At 59.5% G+C, this 16,533-nt stretch carries 17 protein-coding genes; 4 read left to right on the forward strand and 13 right to left on the reverse strand.

What is annotated here, in order from left to right; genetic code table 11:
- Nucleotides 1-75 precede the first annotated feature (75 nt).
- From NPX02_RS19940 to NPX02_RS19985, 10 genes are all read right to left on the reverse strand, one after another.
- On the reverse strand, nucleotides 76-336 hold the full coding sequence (locus NPX02_RS19940) for a helix-turn-helix domain-containing protein (RefSeq protein ID WP_260295790.1): 261 nt from the start codon (nucleotides 334-336) through the stop codon (nucleotides 76-78).
- Nucleotide 337: 1 nt separating this feature from the next.
- A complete protein-coding gene (locus tag NPX02_RS19945) occupies nucleotides 338-556 on the reverse strand; it encodes a type II toxin-antitoxin system mRNA interferase toxin, RelE/StbE family (RefSeq protein ID WP_335342612.1) in 219 nt (72 codons plus the stop codon).
- 205 nt (nucleotides 557-761) lie between these two features.
- Nucleotides 762-1,124, reverse strand: coding sequence for a hypothetical protein (locus tag NPX02_RS19950; RefSeq protein ID WP_260295792.1), 363 nt, complete (start codon nucleotides 1,122-1,124; stop codon nucleotides 762-764).
- 569 nt (nucleotides 1,125-1,693) lie between these two features.
- Nucleotides 1,694-2,071 carry a VOC family protein gene (locus NPX02_RS19955; RefSeq protein ID WP_260295793.1) on the reverse strand — a complete coding sequence of 126 codons (378 nt, stop codon included), beginning with the start codon at nucleotides 2,069-2,071 and terminating at the stop codon, nucleotides 1,694-1,696.
- Between the two features lie 74 nt (nucleotides 2,072-2,145).
- Nucleotides 2,146-2,460 carry a type II toxin-antitoxin system RelE/ParE family toxin gene (locus NPX02_RS19960; protein ID WP_260295794.1) on the reverse strand — a complete coding sequence of 105 codons (315 nt, stop codon included), beginning with the start codon at nucleotides 2,458-2,460 and terminating at the stop codon, nucleotides 2,146-2,148.
- Nucleotides 2,445-2,633, reverse strand: a complete 189-nt coding sequence (locus NPX02_RS19965; protein WP_260295795.1) for a hypothetical protein — start codon at nucleotides 2,631-2,633, stop codon at nucleotides 2,445-2,447. The genes NPX02_RS19960 and NPX02_RS19965 overlap by 16 nt, the downstream gene beginning before the upstream one ends.
- 316 nt (nucleotides 2,634-2,949) lie before the next feature.
- The gene (locus NPX02_RS19970; protein WP_260295796.1) at nucleotides 2,950-3,405 is read right to left on the reverse strand and encodes a response regulator; all 456 of its coding nucleotides are present in this window, start codon (nucleotides 3,403-3,405) and stop codon (nucleotides 2,950-2,952) included.
- A gap of 105 nt (nucleotides 3,406-3,510) precedes the next feature.
- Nucleotides 3,511-4,446 carry a 2-dehydropantoate 2-reductase gene (locus NPX02_RS19975; RefSeq protein ID WP_260295797.1) on the reverse strand — a complete coding sequence of 312 codons (936 nt, stop codon included), beginning with the start codon at nucleotides 4,444-4,446 and terminating at the stop codon, nucleotides 3,511-3,513.
- Between the two features lie 355 nt (nucleotides 4,447-4,801).
- On the reverse strand, nucleotides 4,802-5,602 hold the full coding sequence (locus tag NPX02_RS19980; protein ID WP_260295798.1) for a type IV pili methyl-accepting chemotaxis transducer N-terminal domain-containing protein: 801 nt from the start codon (nucleotides 5,600-5,602) through the stop codon (nucleotides 4,802-4,804).
- A 178-nt stretch (nucleotides 5,603-5,780) separates the two neighbouring features.
- A complete protein-coding gene (locus tag NPX02_RS19985; protein ID WP_260295799.1) occupies nucleotides 5,781-6,623 on the reverse strand; it encodes an alpha/beta fold hydrolase in 843 nt (280 codons plus the stop codon).
- 180 nt (nucleotides 6,624-6,803) lie between these two features.
- On the opposite strand from NPX02_RS19985, the gene NPX02_RS19990 reads away from it, so the two are divergent.
- Complete coding sequence (locus NPX02_RS19990; RefSeq protein WP_260295800.1) at nucleotides 6,804-8,411, forward strand: PAS-domain containing protein; 1,608 nt, start codon at nucleotides 6,804-6,806, stop codon at nucleotides 8,409-8,411.
- Nucleotides 8,412-8,430: 19 nt separating this feature from the next.
- Here NPX02_RS19990 and NPX02_RS19995 read toward each other — a convergent pair whose 3' ends face one another.
- Both NPX02_RS19995 and NPX02_RS20000 read right to left on the reverse strand, forming a co-directional pair.
- The gene (locus tag NPX02_RS19995; RefSeq protein ID WP_260295801.1) at nucleotides 8,431-9,144 is read right to left on the reverse strand and encodes a cyclic nucleotide-binding domain-containing protein; all 714 of its coding nucleotides are present in this window, start codon (nucleotides 9,142-9,144) and stop codon (nucleotides 8,431-8,433) included.
- 197 nt (nucleotides 9,145-9,341) lie between these two features.
- Entirely contained in the window at nucleotides 9,342-9,944 is a 603-nt protein-coding gene (locus NPX02_RS20000) for an HD-GYP domain-containing protein (protein WP_260295802.1), read from the reverse strand.
- Nucleotides 9,945-10,524: 580 nt separating this feature from the next.
- Here NPX02_RS20000 and NPX02_RS20005 point away from each other — a divergent pair.
- The 3 genes from NPX02_RS20005 (at nucleotide 10,525) to nhaA (ending at nucleotide 14,880) form a co-directional block, all read left to right on the forward strand.
- The gene (locus NPX02_RS20005; RefSeq protein ID WP_260295803.1) at nucleotides 10,525-12,318 is read left to right on the forward strand and encodes a methyl-accepting chemotaxis protein; all 1,794 of its coding nucleotides are present in this window, start codon (nucleotides 10,525-10,527) and stop codon (nucleotides 12,316-12,318) included.
- Nucleotides 12,319-12,593: 275 nt separating this feature from the next.
- Nucleotides 12,594-13,517: a ribosome biogenesis GTPase YlqF gene (gene ylqF / locus NPX02_RS20010; protein WP_260295805.1), complete on the forward strand. Its 924-nt coding sequence runs from the start codon at nucleotides 12,594-12,596 to the stop codon at nucleotides 13,515-13,517.
- A gap of 166 nt (nucleotides 13,518-13,683) precedes the next feature.
- Complete coding sequence (nhaA, locus tag NPX02_RS20015; RefSeq protein WP_260295807.1) at nucleotides 13,684-14,880, forward strand: Na+/H+ antiporter NhaA; 1,197 nt, start codon at nucleotides 13,684-13,686, stop codon at nucleotides 14,878-14,880.
- Between the two features lie 299 nt (nucleotides 14,881-15,179).
- Here nhaA and NPX02_RS20020 read toward each other — a convergent pair whose 3' ends face one another.
- Nucleotides 15,180-16,154 carry a quinone oxidoreductase family protein gene (locus tag NPX02_RS20020; protein ID WP_260295808.1) on the reverse strand — a complete coding sequence of 325 codons (975 nt, stop codon included), beginning with the start codon at nucleotides 16,152-16,154 and terminating at the stop codon, nucleotides 15,180-15,182.
- Between the last annotated feature and the right edge of the window lie 379 nt (nucleotides 16,155-16,533).

Consider the following 16,533-nt stretch of genomic DNA (forward strand, 5'->3'; position numbering starts at 1 on the left):
AATGATTTTTTCATATTTTATTGGTTATAACGCCCAAAGCAGCGTACGGCTTTAGCTGTCCGTTGGCTTTGTTTGTTACGCTGCTTGGTCACCGTCAATCTCCCAGCCAGGGAAAACCAAAACAGCAGGATGGCAGCGCAGCGCGCTAGCAATAACTTTTGCTCTTTCAACGCCTAGACTGACACGATCATTTTCTATGGCAGAAAGAGTGGACTGAGGGATTCCAGTTAACCCAGCCAATTGGTTCTGGCTTAAACCTTGAAGCTCACGAATAATCCGAACAGATTCCCCGACGGAAACATCAACGGTCTTTCTGGTTTTTTGATAATCTTTCATTTTACTTCCTCCGATAATCGTGAGGAGTCACCTCTACAACTTTGATCAGAATATATTCGCGTTCTATTTGGTAAATCACCCGATATTGCTGGTTTAACCGGGAAGACCGAAAGTCCTTCCAATTTCCTTTCAGCGCTTCATCGTTAAACCCACGAATAGCTTTCAATCCATCTGGACCAGAGAGCCTGACAATATCCTTCCATTTTTCATAGCGTTGCAAGATATCCTTTGGGATTTTGCTTAGCTGATTCGGGACTTTTCGGTGCTCATAGATTTGCCACATACTTAAAATAGTATATATACCATAATTGGTATGTCAATGGCCCGATGCGATTCAGCGTAACAACCAAGCTCAGCGGCCTGGCGCACTGGCGCGGGCTTTGCGCAAGCAAAGCGCGTGACAAGGCTCCAGGTCCGTTGCAGCGCTATGTTAGGCGGGCACGAAAGAATTCGAACCAGATAGCGGCAGCCCCTAGTACAGCCATCCCCGCAATCAGGAAAATCAACTGGCGCATTTCACCCTGCCGCAAATCCTCGAATCGCGCAATCAGGGACGGGTCGTCTAATTCAGCGAACCTGCGTTGCATTACGAACTGCATATATTCGTTTCGTCTTGTGCTGAAAAAGAATCCTGGATTGGGCCTGCCAAATTTTGCATACAACGAGGGATATCGTGTAGCCAGCTCGCTACAAAGAGCACGCCCTTGCCGCACTAACAGTGCCAGCGACACGACTCCAATCAGGAGGAAGCTGAGAAACGCACCGACAATGAAGTCAATTGGCTGCATGCCGCCTAACCCTTTAGCTGATTATGCGTCTCGCGCATTTCTTGAGAAATGTTGCTCGCGCATTATTTGCAAAAAGCGACTTTTCGTTCTACACATTATCTCGCCTTTTTCAGTCCATCTGACTCGGTAGGGACACTGTATCGGAGGGGTAACCAGCATCCTGCCAAGCGAATAATTCTTATAGCTCAACAGCCTACCAGACAATGGAAGCGAGGTGAAATAATTTCTCCAGGCTCTTGGAAGATTGGGGCGTATGGGATGGCAAGTGTCTTCACCTGCTGGCAACGGCCCAATTAAAGCGATAAACATTATCTTATTCTTAACTGCCTATTCATAAGCCATCCATGGAAAAGGGGGGACACGGGACAGATTTATTCTCTACATCATGTAATGTGGTGCGACGATTACGCGAGGCCGCGCCTGGTTCATATCATTAGGCGAAACCACCAAAGCGGGCCGGATCTAGCGGATTTCACTGCACCGTGTCGGATCCCATATATGTCCTGGTTTTGCGCGGTTTTACGACAAGCGGGCGAAGCCCGCTTGCGGACGTCCCATTGATGGAAGGGTTAGGCCTCGGGTTCGTGACAAACCACTTCGATGTTGTGCCCGTCCGGACCTATGACGAAAGCTGCATAGTAGTTCGCGTGGTAGCGCGGGCGCAGACCAGGCGCACCATTGTCTTTGCCACCCGCCTGCAGAGCCGCGCGATAGAAAGCTTCGACTTGCTGGTGATTCTCGGCCGTGAATGCCAGGTGAAGATGCGCCGGCTTCTCCTCGGTTTGGTACAGGCACAATGATGAAGCCTTGTCCTTTGGGCTAAGCTCGACACCGTACGTCGGCAGCCCCTCCGAGACAACAGCTACGCCAAGCGGTTCGAGTGCCTTGAGGAAGAACGCCTTGCTCGCTGCATAGTCGCTGACTCCGAATTTGACGTGGTCAAACATCAATTCTCCTGAAGTGTGTGGGCCTGCGCGAGGCCTACCGTCGCATTCATCGGCTTGTCCGTAGCAATGCTTCGTTATGTGCTTTCTTCGAACCGATCTGAGATATTTTCAAGTAATCTCTTTCCATGGATCACTGCCACTATCAGGATTCTCTTGGGCTCAACCCGATATATCATACGATAGCTGTAGATAAATCGTTCTCGTATGTTCTCGTCACCTATTTCGGGAACAATACGGCCTATCAGGGGAAATTCACCGGTATTCCTTGAGACCGACAACGTTTCTGCGACAACAGCCCGAGCATAATACTCAGAATCCCGCGCTATATATTCAGCGATGGCTTCGAGGTCCTCTTCTGCCTCTGGCGACCACCTTACTTCGAGATCCATTTACTGAACTTCCTCTCAGCTTCATCCTGGCTAATCGTACCTTCCTTCTCGGCACGCTCGATCCCTCTATGGATTTTTTCCACTACGTAAAGGTGATACTGGACATCTTCCAGTGAACAATCGTCAGGGAGTTTGTCCAGAAGTGCTTTCACTTCATCTTTTGCTGTATTCATAAGGCATCACCTCCTTAAGTTTATGCATATAAATGCCTGTTGAACCGAGCCACCCTGGACAGGGTCGCCCAGCTCTATTAATAAGCATTTATTATCTTACCCGTTGCCCAGTGGTTCGCTATTTTGGGTGATAGCGCAGGAAGATCTTCCGTGTAGCCGGTTTCGGCCCCTCTTCCTGAAGGCAATCGATCGTCCCGTATGGCGATTTTTCTTCATGGTGCCTCATTTTTCAGCCTTTGGCCACTACTGGCCCCAGCCCCCCCCCCCCCCGGAGGCCGGTCAATCGAAAGTTGGGTGAAAGACAAAAGGCACCGGGTCAGTAAATGGCACGTTCCAGCCGGCGGAACAGCTCGCCGCGCTCGAACGGCTTGGCCATGAAGCCCTTGGCGCCTGTTTTCTCTACCCAGTTCTGGACCGTTGCCTGGCGCTTGCTACTGATGATGATCACCGGGATATCCTGGGTCTGCACATCCATCTGCAGCTTGCGGGTCACCTGGAAACCGTCCATGTCCGGCATCATCACGTCCATGAAGATCAGGTTTGGTTTATGACGGCGGGCCAGGGCGATGCCCTGCGCCCCGTCGGCCGCCTCCAGGGCTCGGTAACCGGACTGGCGCAACATGAGACCCATCACCCGGCGAACCGTCCGCGAGTCATCGACGATCAGCACCGTGGTGCCTTCGCTCGGGATCACCCGGCGGTTGACCCGGCGATCCTTGTTGGCGGTGGGCCGGCGGCGGCGAAATAATCGGTAAAAACCTGAGAATCCCATCTCTTTGCGCCTTGAAACTCGGGGTAGGAGAGCAGATTCAATAGTAGTCGATACCGCGCGACTGGCTATAGGCGCAATCTGATAAATGGCCCCGATCGAAGCCGGCTAGAAGGTGAGTTCGCCACGTGCCCGACACTCCAGGGGCAGCAGCGCGTCGGAAATCAGCCGGTGCGTGGGTGTCGCCACGCCATAACGCGCGCCCAGACGCACCACCGCCCCGTTCCAGGCGTCGAGTTCCGACGGCCGGCCGGCCGCGATATCGCGTTGCAGGGAGCTGGTACCGCTCGGCTCCAGGGCGTCGGTGAAGTCCCAGGTGCTGGGGATGATATCGTCCGGAAAGGCGATGCCGGCCGCCCGGCCCACGGCCACGGTTTCCCGCATGCAAGCATCGATGATGGCGCGGGTACCCGGCTCCTGGCGCAGAATGCCGATCGGCGCCCGGCTGATCGCACCCAGGCCACCCCAGCCGGTGGTGAAGAGAAATTTTCGCCAGATCTCCAGGCGTATCGAATCGGGCAGCTCCACGCTGATCCCGGCCTCGCTCAGCACCCCCGCCAGCCGCTTCAGACGTTCACTGCGCGAGCCATCGAGTTCCCCCAGCAGCAGCGTCGGCTCGTGTCCGATATGCCGGATCAGGCCGGGGCGCTCGATAAAGCTGAAGATTTTCGCCACGCCCCCCAACACCCGTTCCCGGCCCAGCACCTCGATGAGCTGATCGGGGGCCTCCACGCCGTTGAGTAGTGACACGACAAATGTATCCGGGCCCAGCAGCGGGGCCATGGCGCGGGCCGCCTCCGGTACCTGCCAGCTCTTGACGCAGACCAGCACCGCATCCACCGGTCCGATCTCCGCCGGGTCGTCGGTGACGCGGGGCGATGCGAGGGTGAAATCGCCTTTGATACTCTCCACGGCCAGCCCCTGCCGGCGCATCGCCTGCAGATGGGCGCCGCGAGCGATGAACGCCACCTCGTGACCGATGCTGGCCACCCGGCCGCCAAAATAGCCGCCCACGCCGCCGCTGCCATATACCGCTATCTTCATCAGGATGCCCCCCCGGTTTCAACGCTGCCGAAGCTGTTCGAAAGGGCAAGCATAGCCTATCCCCACGGGTCGAAAAACCCGGGGGGATAGGTTGTAGACGGGATCGGCGAGAGTTAACCGGTGCCGGCAGCTCCCCCTGCCGGGGGAAGCCACCGTCACCTGCCGCTAGTAGTCTTTAATATTGCCGGGTAAAGCCGTTTCAGTTTCGTAGGGTGAGGAGTGGTACAAGGATGTACCGTTTACGGACCTGAGGATGGCATAAGCGACAGCGCATCCACCGCGACAATGGTGGATGCGCCTACCGGCTTATCCACCCTACAAAAGTACTTTATCAAATCGAAGTAGTACTAGCCGGCTACTGGGACTTGCCGACCCAATGGGCCTTCACATACAGGAGGGTGACCACGTTCATCCGCTTCATGATGTCGTCGGTGGTGACGAAGATGGTCACGGGATAGCCGGTCTCGCCATTGTCGGTGAAGTAGTGGCGTATGGTCTTCCACAGGTTCTCCACCCCCTGCAGCTCCCGGTTGATCTTGTCCGAGTTCAGGCTGTTGCCCTCGAGGCTGGCGTGGGCACTTTCAAACTCCGCCACCGCCTGGCGCATCTGTGCCGCCGTGCTGTCATTGGCGAGCCCGGCCTGACGGGCCGCATAGAGCATGCCGATACGCTGCGACAGCATGCGCTGGCGGCCGGCGATATTGACTGCGGTGACGGTCTTTTCCGCCTGCTGCCCCTCCAGGCTCTCCACCACCGCCTGGTTCAACTCCAGCAGCGATTGGCTCAGCTCCAGCATGCTGGCGCCGCTGCTCTTCACGTAGGGCGCCTTGGTGATCCTGGTCAGTTTGTCCAGCAACGGGTCGATCTCGCCCAGCAACCCCTGTACCTTTGTATCGGTGACCGATTTTTTCAGCACGTCGTGGTTGTTTAGCACTAGGGCGAGACTCCCCTGCATCTGCCGGGTCGCCTTGCCGGCACGTATCTGGCTGCCGAGAAACAGGTAATCCTTGGCGATGCGCTGCGACAGCATGCGCTGCATGCCGGCCGTATTGACCAGCGCCGCCATGTCGGCCGCGACGGCATTGGATGCCAGCAGCGGTAGCCACAGCAAGACCGCCATGCAGCAGAGTATCAGTACTTTTTTATTGGCATTCATTGGTATCCCCATCCCCTCTTATCCTATCGGCCCGGCCCAGGCCGGCGGCCGGTGTTGACAATCATTATTGCCACAAAAAAACGCATTAACCCCGCCATTCCGGTTCATAGCCGGAAATTTCGGATTCACTCGCTACTGCGTCGGGTGTTGATCTGCGGGTGGCTGAAAAGCTTAGCGACTAATCCCGCATGAACTTGACTATTTCTTTGGCCATCAGCGCCGCCCCCTCGCCATAGAGCAGGGTGATGTGGTTGCCGGGTACCGCCCGGTAGCGCCCGTGCCGCAGGGCGGCAACCGTTGCCTCCGCCTGCGCCCGGGGCAACAGCGGTGGGGCCCCGGGCAGGCCATAGCCTCCCGTGGCATTGAGCAGCAGGGTCGGCTGGTCGATCAACGGCAGCTTGGCCTGCCAATCCTCGGCCAGGACATGCTCCACCGCCTCGGTGATGGCGGCGGGCGATGAGCGGGAGATCACCCGACCATCCAGCAGGGTCCGCACATCGGCCCGAAAATAGCTCTCGATGGCCGGGTCCCACCAGCGGTAGAAGCACGGCATCAGTTTTACCGCCGCCAGGTAGTGATCCCAGGACGGGACCGGCTTGCCCAGCCGGTCGATGGCCGGCTGGATCAAGCGCCGGGTGTCCGGGTGCATCTCGGCGGCGGCGTCGATCACCACCAGTTTGCTCACCCGCTCCGGGTGGTGTGCCGCCAGATAGAGGCCGAGCAGACCGCCGTAGGAGTGCCCGCCCAGCGCCACGCGGTCCAGGTCGAGACTGTCCAGCAGGCCGATGACATCGGCCGCGTGATCCGCCAGGGTGTAACCGGATCCCGGCTGGTCACTCAGACCTCGCCCACGCAGATCCAGGGCCAGCAACCTGACGGCCGGCACCAGCCCGGCGCTCACCAGACCATCGAAGGAGTGGGCATTGGCGGTCAGGCCCGGCATCAGCAGCAGGGTCGGCCCCTCCGCGGCATGATCCAAATAGTGCAGTCGGATACCGTTGGCCTGTACGTACCTATCCACGAGGTGCTCCCGGTTCTTGAATAATTAAAGTGATGACACCAATGGCCGCCATCATATGAAACATCCATCGATTCGAACAAGCCGTGGGACGACGGCCGATGCCTGCCAACACCTGCTCAGGGAATTATTGTTACACAGAGTAAGGACAATAATGCTTGAGGTATTGATTGGAGCCCGAGAGTGGATAAACCCTTTCCCCCACAAGCGCAAGACGAGGTGAGCTATCTGGTCAATATAGCGCGGGACGCCTTCGGCCACCTGGTACAGGGCATCAGCGTGTTTGACGACGACCTCACCCTGGTCTTTTTCAATGACCGCCTCATGGAGTTGCTGGATCTGCCGAAATCACTGGTCAAGGTGGGCACCAGCCTGGCGGATATGTTCCGCTACAACGCCGAACGGGGAGAGTATGGCCCGGGGGATGTGGAGGCCCAGGTGCGGCAGCGGATCGAACTGGCCCGGCAGTTCACGCCGCACAGCTTTCAGCGTCAGCGTCCCTCCGGCGTCATTCTGCAGATCGACGGCAGCCCGATGAGCAGCGGCGGATTTGTCACCACCTACACCGACATTACCGAGAAGGTGATGTATGAGGCCTTTCTCAAGGGCATCATCGAGGCGAGTCCGGCCGGATTCGGTATCTCCCGTCTGGACGATGGCAAACTCTCCTTCGTCAACAGCCGCCTGGCGGATATGTTCGGCATGCCGGCCAGCGAGATGGTGGGCTTCCACGCCGGGGATCTCTACGCCAATCTGCAAGATCGTCAGGTGATCCTGGAGAAATGCCGTCTGGAGGGCGAGGTCACCGACTATGAAGTGACCCTGAAGCGCCGCTCCGGGGAGTTGTTTCCGGCGCTCATGTCACTCAGCCCGACAAGCTACCGTAACGCACCCTCCTACTTCGCCTGGGTCTATGACATCAGCAGTCTGAAGCAGGCGCAGCAGTTGCAGTCGGAGATGGAACACGAACTCAACCAGGCGCAGAAACTGGAGGCGGTCGGGCAACTCGCCGGCGGCATCGCCCACGAAATCAACACGCCTTCGCAGTATATCTGGGACAACCTGAAGTTCCTCGCCGAGACGCACAGGGATCTGGGGCGGCTGCTGGAACGGAGTCTTGCCCTGATCGAGCGGATCCCCCCCGACAGCCCGCTACAGGAGGCGCGGTCCGAACTGATGGCGCAGAAACAGGCGGTCGATATCGAATACCTGCTGAGCGAAGTGCCCACCGCCATCGAGCAGTCGATCAAGGGGATATCCGAGATATCCCGGCTCATCATGGCAATGAGGGAGTTTGCCCATCCCGGGGATGAATCAGGCAAGGCGCCGGTGGACATCAATCACCTGCTGGAGAACACCCTCACCATCACCCGCAGCGAATGGAAACACCTGGCCACGATGGAGTCACGGCTGGACCCCTCGTTACCCTATGTCAGTTGTAACCCCGGCGAGATAAACCAGGTCTTCCTCAACCTGCTGGTGAATGCCGCCCATGCCATCGAAGGGAAGGCGATGGCAGGCAAGGGACGTATCAGTGTCAGTAGCCAACGACAGGATGACCAGGTGCTGATCCGCATAGGCGACAACGGCACCGGGATCCCGGTAACGATTCAGGAGAGGATTTTCGAGCCGTTTTTCACCACCCGCGAGGTGGGCAGTGGCACCGGCCAGGGTCTCTCCATCGCGCGCCATATCATCGTAAAGAAGCATGGCGGCGAACTCTGTTTTGCCACGGAACCCGGCAAGGGGACCGTCTTCAGCGTCACACTGCCGATTCTGGGAATGGAGTAAGCCGACCCAACCCGCGAAGCTACTCTTTCATGGAGATCCGGTCCGACGCATCCAGCTTGTTGCTGAAACCACAGAACCGGCGCAGTTTGATGATGGACTCGATCTGCACCTGTTTGTGATCGATCACCACCCCCTGTTCCCGCAGGGCGGTGAAGGTGCGCGAAAGCCCCTCCTGGGACATGCCCAGCAGTGCCGCCAGCATCTTTTTGCTGTGGGGAAGGGTGATCCGGTTCTCCCCGCGCCCCTGATCGTAGGCCAGGTCCAGGAGAAACGCGGCGACCCGCTGCGCGGTGGTGCGCAGGCGCTGATTCTTCACCTGCCGCACCATGCTCCGGTACTGGGTGGACAGGGTGGCCAACATGCTGAGGCCGAAATCACCGCCGTTGCGGATCAGTTCGGTCAGCGCCGTCCCCGGGATCTTGAGGACTTGGGAACGTTTCACCACCTCGGCCGACATAAGAAAACGCTTGCCACTGATGACCGCCGCCAGGATGAAGGAGTCGCCCGGATAGATTATCTCGATCACCGTCTGCTGCCCCTCCGGGCCCCGCGCGGTCATCTGTGCCAGCCCGCTGAGCAGCACATAGAGATCGTTCGCCTTGTCACCTTCACGGAACAGGTAATTGCCCTTCTCGCAGACCAGCTCCTCCGTGTGCTGCGCCACCCGTTCCAGGTCCTCCTGACTCATGTCGGCAAAGAGAGGGATCTGTTCCAGTAATTTTGCTGCAATCATAATCAGTAGGCTTCATGAGATTGACAATGACCAGCATCCAAGCCCCGGCTGCGTCCTGCGGTGATTAAGGTTAACACAGAACGGCTCCAGGCAGGTTGCATCGCCAGGGTGTCATTTGAAACAGCGACCGGGCAGAACCGGATCGTCCGGGGAGTCTGTCGGACTTGGCCGATCGTAGCAGGGGAAGCCGGGGCCGCTCAGCCGCCCCCCTCATCCCGCCAGGACGACACCAGGCGCCGCAGTTTATGCACCAGATAGGGGTCCAGCTTGGTCCCGGCCTCGCCGGAGATGATAGCCAGCACCTCCACGGCCGGTCGCGCCTCAAGATAGGGCCGGGCCTCGGTCATGGCATCGAAACTGTCGGCCACCGAGATGATGCGCGAGAGAATCGGAATATTCTCCCCCCGGAGGCCATCCGGGTAACCGCCGCCATCGAAATGTTCGTGATGATGGCGCACCGCCCGGGCAACCTGATCGCCGGCCTGGAGCCCCAACTGCCTGACGATACTCTCCCCCTTGACCGGATGGTCCTTCATCACCTCCATCTCTTCGTCGGTGAACCGATCCGGTTTCAGCAGGATATGGTCGGGAATGCCGATTTTGCCGATGTCGTGGAAAAAGGCGCCCAGTTCGAGCGCCTCGAGGTCGGCCTGCTCAAGACCGCAGGCAAGACCGATCAGACGGGAGAAGCCCGCCACCCGCTGGGAGTGGCATTGGGTGTAATGATCCCGCTCATCCAGGGCAGCCCCCAGCGCCCGGGAACCGGGATCAAGCTGGAGATCCGGGAATAGTTCTTTCATGCCCTCTGTTTCCACCGTAGCGCAGTTGAATGACCAGCGGGTGACTTCCGGATGACGAACTGTCGGCCGCGCTCCCCCGCGTTGTTTCCCGGTACGTCCGGGTCGGTCCGTCACCCCGAGTATAGCCAATCGGTGGTGGATCATCCCGCGTCAGAACCCCGTTCGTGGCAACCGGCAATCGACTTTCGTCCCGTTACCAAACACCGCCCTTAATGGCAATATAAATTAAAGAAATGTGTCATATGCCCGACAACCTCCATACATCAGGGGGCGCCACACCCTGAGGGTGGAGGAGTGGCATGAGAGTAAGCGGGTCGGATACCGCCAACGACCATCGACGAGGGAGCCGTCGTGGACGCCGTAACAGGGCATGGGAGGGCCCTGGCTAGGAGTCTGCCGGGCTTGACCGATCGTAGCGAGGGAAAGCCGGTTTGAGACAGATTTTTCGATCTTTCGAGGCGAATAGTGGACCCATTTAACGAGAAAGATCGGAAAATATGGCCAAATCCGGCTTTTCCGCAGTAGATCAGTGTTAAGCCCGACAGACTCCTAATCTACTATAACAAGCCAGAGACGAACCATGAGCCTATATACCCAGATCGAAAAGAGCTTCTTCAACACCCTCACCCGCAAGTTCATCGGCAATGTGGGTTTCCTGCTGCTGTTTCAACTCCTCACCTTCTGGCTCGCCTACAGTCATATCGGCGACATCCGCTCGATCCTGCAGGACGGTGCGTCGGACAGCGCGCTGGCCGGCCGGTTGCTGGCACAGCTGGACCACCACCTGATGCTGCTGCTCGGCATCACCCTGCTGAGTGTGGTGGCGGCCATCGGCATCGTATTCTATATGCGCCACCTGTTCCTGCGTCCGGTCCGGTCAATCACCGACATCCTGAACGCCATCACCGAAAAGGACGGCGACATCTCGGCCATACTGCCGGTCACCACCCAGGACGAAATCGCCGAGATGGCACAGAGCTACAACCGGTTTGCGGAAAACCTGCGTAACATCATCGACGAGACCCGTCGCCGCACGGTCAGCGTGGCACTGGGCTCGACCCGACTGGACAAAATGATCCATTCCGCCCATGACCGGGTCGACCGGCAGGAGCTGAACGCCACCCAGGTGTTCCAGTCCAGTAGCGAGGCGACCCGTGCCATAGACGAGATCGCCCGTCACACCAATACCATCTCGGAACAGAACTGCGCCAATCTCGAGGAGGCCAATGTCTCCTCGCAACGCCTCACCACGGTGACCGAGCAGGTGGCGGCGGTCGGCAAGCTGCTGAATGGATTCAACGAGACCGTCAATCTGTTGAGCAAAAACTCGGAAAATATCCGCACCATACTGACCATGGTGCAGGAGTTCTCGGACCAGACCAACCTGCTGGCGCTGAATGCCGCGATCGAGGCGGCCCGCGCCGGCGAGAACGGCCGCGGCTTTGCCGTGGTGGCGGACGAGGTGCGCAATCTTGCCCACAAGGTCAACAACGCCACCGGCGAGATCAGCAAAAACATCAGCGAGATGTCGCACCTGGTGGAGAGCACCAAGAAAGGCACCCAGGAGATCCAGCACTATACCGAGAACACCCAGACCGTGATTGCCGACACCGCCTCCCAGTTCCGCAAGATGATCAGCGATTTCGATTCTGTCAATTCCCAGTTGATCGAGATCAGCGCGGCCATTGAAGAGCTGTCGATCACCAACAAGGAGTCGCACCGCAACGTCAGTGAGATCGCCGAACTGAGCAAGAGCATCAAGACCGACATGGATGGCTCGGAGAAGTACGCCAATGAGCTGGAGGTGGCCACCGAACAGACCCAGGAACTGCTCTCCCGCTTCATCATCGGCCGTGGCGGCTTTGAAAACATGATCCTGACCGCCCGGGAGTGGGCCAATCAGATCCAGCAGGTACTCAATGACCTGGCCGCCCGGGGCGTCAATCTGTTCGATACCAATTACCAGCCGGTCCCCAACACCAACCCGCAGAAATACAATCTGCCCTATGTATCGACCTATGAGCCGCTCATCCAGCCGCTGATCGACAGCTTTATCAAGGCGCGCCCCGAATTCATCTATGCGGTCCCGGTGGACAAGAACGGCTTCCTGCCGGCACACCACAGACACCTATCCAAACCCATGACCGGGAATTTCGAGACCGACAACCTCAACAGCCGGCACCTGAAGATCTACAACAACAATCGCGCGGAAAAACGCCGGGCGGCCAATACCGAGCCGTTCCTGCTGCAGACCTATATCCGCGATACCGGCGAGGTGCTCAATGACCTGTCGCTGCCGCTCTATGTCAACGGCCAGCACTGGGGCGGCTTCATCCTCGGCTTCAAGCCGGAGTGTCTGCTGGAACGCGGCTGAAGCCGCAAGCAGAAAAACCACCAGTGGGATGTCGGTGAGCTTGCCACCGGGGTCGGAGTCAAACCGGAGTGTCAACACACCGGGGTCGGAGTCAAACCGCGCACCGGCGGTGGGAAACTCTTCCGGGTCCGCGCAGCTTGACTCCGCCCCCTTCAGCCATAGAGATAATCCCGCCCACACGCCCGGCTATCCACCCCCGCCGCCAAACTTCGCTATACTGCCCCGCCAGGACGTGTGTCAGAGCGGCTGACCCCGGCGGTGACAGGTAGACATCCATGCAGATTCAGTGGTATCCGGGCCACATGCACAAGGCCAGCAAGCAGATCAGAGAGACCCTGCCCCAGGTCGATGTGATCATCGAGGTGCTGGACGCGCGCATCCCCTTCAGCAGCACCAATCCCATGCTCTCCACCCTGCGTGGCGACAAGCCCTGCATCAAGGTCCTGAACAAGAGCGACCTGGCCGACCCCGGCGTCACGGCGCAGTGGCAACACTACCTGGAGCGGGAGCAGGGGGTGAAGAGCCTGGCCATCAGCTGCCAGGAGCCCGCCACCCTGAAACAGCTGCCGAAACTCTGCCGTGACCTGTTCCCGGCCAAGGCGAAAAGCCTCAAGGGTATCCACGCCATGATCGTCGGCATTCCCAACGTGGGGAAATCGACCCTGATCAATAGCCTGGCCAACCGCACCGTGGCCAAGACCGGCAACGAACCCGCCATCACCAAAGCCCAGCAGCGCATCAATCTGGGTGACGGCATCATCCTCTCGGATACCCCCGGGGTACTCTGGCCCAACATTGAAAACCGCTACAGCGGCTATCGTCTGGCCGCGACCGGGGCGGTCAAGGAGACGGCCATGCAGAACGACGATGTGGCCCATTTCGCCGCCGGGTATCTGCTGCAGGCCTATCCGGAAAACCTGAAAGTCCGCTACCGGATCGACCAGCTCCCCGATGCCGAACATGAGCTGCTGGAGCTGATCGGACGCAAACGGGGCTGCCTGCGCGGCGGCGGCCGGGTGGACATGGAGAAGGCCGGCAAGCTGCTGCTGACCGAGCTGCGCGCCGGCCAGCTGGGGCGGATCTCCCTGGAGACGCCGGCGATGATGGAGCGGGAGCAGGAGGAGACCCGGCACATCCGCGAGGAGAAGGCCGCCAGGCGCGCGGCCAGGAAAACGCGCCGCTCGTCCAAGGGCGGTTGAGCGCAACCCGACGCCCGGTCAGGAAGTCCGACAGAGCACCCAAGCGCCACGCTTTGCAGGGTTGAGATGGCAGGTGCGAACCGGCAGACTAAGGACCCGCGCAAGAATAAGTTCCGGTAGACGCCACCAACGCTGGATCAAAGACTCCTCGGGATCGGGATAATTAATGAACAACAATCAGGAATCGTTCATCACCGGCTTTTTCAAGCTCGAAACCGCCGGTGGGATTATGCTCATAGCGGCGGCGGCATTCGCCCTGATCTGCGCCAACACACCGTTGCAGACCTATTACTCACTGATCCTGGACACCCCCGTGGCGATCCGTATCGGCGCTTTCGAAATCGCCAAACCGCTGCTGTTGTGGATCAATGACGGCCTGATGGCGGTATTTTTCTTCCTGGTCGGGCTGGAACTGAAACGCGAACTGCTCGAAGGCGAACTGGCCGACCGGAGTAACATCATCCTGCCCGGGATCGGCGCCATCGGCGGCATGGCCGCACCCGCGGCGATCTACGCCTTTTTCAATCTGGGTGACCGCACCGCCATGGCGGGCTGGGCAATCCCGGCCGCCACCGATATCGCCTTCGCCCTGGGGGTGCTGATGTTGCTGGGATCGCGCGTTCCCACCTCGATCAAGATCTTCCTCACTTCATTGGCCATCTTCGACGATATCGGCGCCATCCTGATCATCGCGGCCTTCTATACCGCCAAGATCTCTCTCAGCGCCCTGATCCTGGTCGCCTGCTGCATCCCCCTGCTGCTGCTGTTCAACCGCCGTCAGGTGGAATCGAAGAGTCTCTATATCATGGTGGGGGTGGTCATGTGGGTCGCCATGCTGAAATCCGGCGTACACGCCACCCTGGCCGGGGTGATCCTCGCCCTGTTCATCCCGATGAAGTCGAAAGTCGATCCGCGCCAGTCACCGCTAAAGGAGCTGGAACATGACCTGCACTCCGTGGTGGCGTTCTGGATACTGCCGATATTCGCCTTCGCCAACGCCGGCATCACCCTCACCGGCATCGGCGTCGAGCAGCTCCTGCACAACGTGCCCGTCGGCATCGCCCTGGGGCTGTTCGTCGGCAAGCAGATCGGGGTGTTCGGTTTCTGCTGGCTGGCCATCCGGTTTGGCCTGACCCACCTGCCCCCGGGCATCTCCTGGAGTTCACTCTATGGCACCGCCGCCCTCTGCGGCATCGGCTTTACCATGAGCCTGTTTATCGGTTCGCTGGCGTTCGAGGAGACCGATATCAATCTCATCTTCGATGAGCGGCTCGGCATCGTTCTCGGCTCGCTGGCCTCCGGCCTGGTGGGGTACCTGGTGCTGCGGCGCAGCCTGCCCGCTTCCGCCAATCAAAGCCATTGAGTCATTACCGCCGCGACCCTACGTAATTTGTAGCCTGGATGGAGCCCGCGCCATGGGAGCTTAACCGGCGCACAACCCCGAACGGGCGAAATCCGGGGTGGTGCCAGGTCGAAGCACGCTCCCCGGATTCCGCCGCCGCGGGCGCATGCGATTCTCCTGTTGGGGGGGTGACGGCTTCATCCAGGCTACGGTGCTGAGTTGATTCCACGTCCATCACCGTAGGAGCGGCTCTGCCGCGAACAACCATCGCGCCAGAGGCGCTCCTACAATCAGCCCCTCACTGGCCGGAGCAACGGCTGCTACGGCAGCAGCAGCGTCGCCCCGGTGGTCTGGCGCGCCTCCAGGTCGCGGTGGGCCTGCGCCACGTCCGCCAACCCATAGGTCTGGCCGATCCGCACCTTCACCGCCCCCGACTGCACCACGTCGAACAGATCCTGGGCGCACTCGTTCAGCAGCTCGCGGTTGCGGATATAGGTGGCCAGGGTCGGCCGCTGCAGGTAGAGCGAGCCCTTCTGTGCCAACAGGCCGATATTGAAATCGCTGATCGGCCCGGAGGCGTTACCGTAGCTGACGAAGGTGCCGGTGGGCCGCAGTGAATCGAGCGACGCCATCAGGGTCGCCTGGCCCACCGCATCATAGGCGGCCGCTACCCCGGCATCGCCGGTGATCTCGCGCACCCGGGCGGCCACGTCCTCCTCCTTGTAGAGGATGGTGTGATGACAGCCGTTCTCCTGCGCCAGCCGGGCCTTGTCGGCACTGCCGACACAACCGATCACCGTGGCGCCCAGGTGGTTGGCCCATTGGCACAGCAAGGTACCGACGCCGCCGGCCGCGGCCATCACCAGAATGGCATCCCCGGCCTGCACCGGGTAGGAGCTTTTCAGCAGGTAGCGCGCCGTCATCCCCTGCAGCATCATGGCGGCGGCGGTTTGATCGTCAATGGTGTCCGGCAACCTGACCAGCTTGTCCACCCCCATCAGCCGCGCGTTGCAGTAGGAGCCCAGCGCCATGGCGTAGGCCACCCGGTCACCCGCGGCAAACCCATCGACCCCGGCACCGACCGCCTCGATGACGCCGGCCGCCTCCATGCCCAGGGTCTGCGGGAATCCCGCCACGGGGTAGAGCCCGGTACGCTGGTAGACATCGATAAAGTTCAGGCCGATGGCGCTATGCCTTACCCTGACCTCGCCGGCCGCCGGCTCGCCGACCGCGACCGACTCCAGGCTCAGGACTTCCGGTCCTCCGTACTGATGGATACGTATTGCACTGTTCACGGGCGCTCTCCTCCGGCTTGTTTTGGATTATCAGGAGAAGTGTAACCGCATTGAATCCAACTGCCAGTAAAACCTGTTCTCGGCTAAAGCCGCTACAGACTCACCGCCATCCGGCGATGCTCGGGAACTATTGGGCGGGCCATGCCCCGCCACCGTCGCCCATGGGGCTCCCCGTGGCCGAGGAAGTACCACGGGTGGACACAGATACACACGGCTCTCTGGACTGGAAAGCTGCTCGACAAATGGTCGGTCTGGAGAAGGGACCTGCGCGTGCCCGGCTGGAAGTTAAACCCCATCTGTGTCCATCCGTGTGAGTCCGTGGTTCGGATAAGGGCGGCCGCGCTGTTACCGCGTTAGGGCTCGCGCAAGAATAATTTCG

Origin of the sequence: Sedimenticola hydrogenitrophicus, from assembly GCF_025175675.1 — a bacterium.
GTDB lineage: Bacteria > Pseudomonadota > Gammaproteobacteria > Chromatiales > Chromatiaceae > Sedimenticola > Sedimenticola hydrogenitrophicus.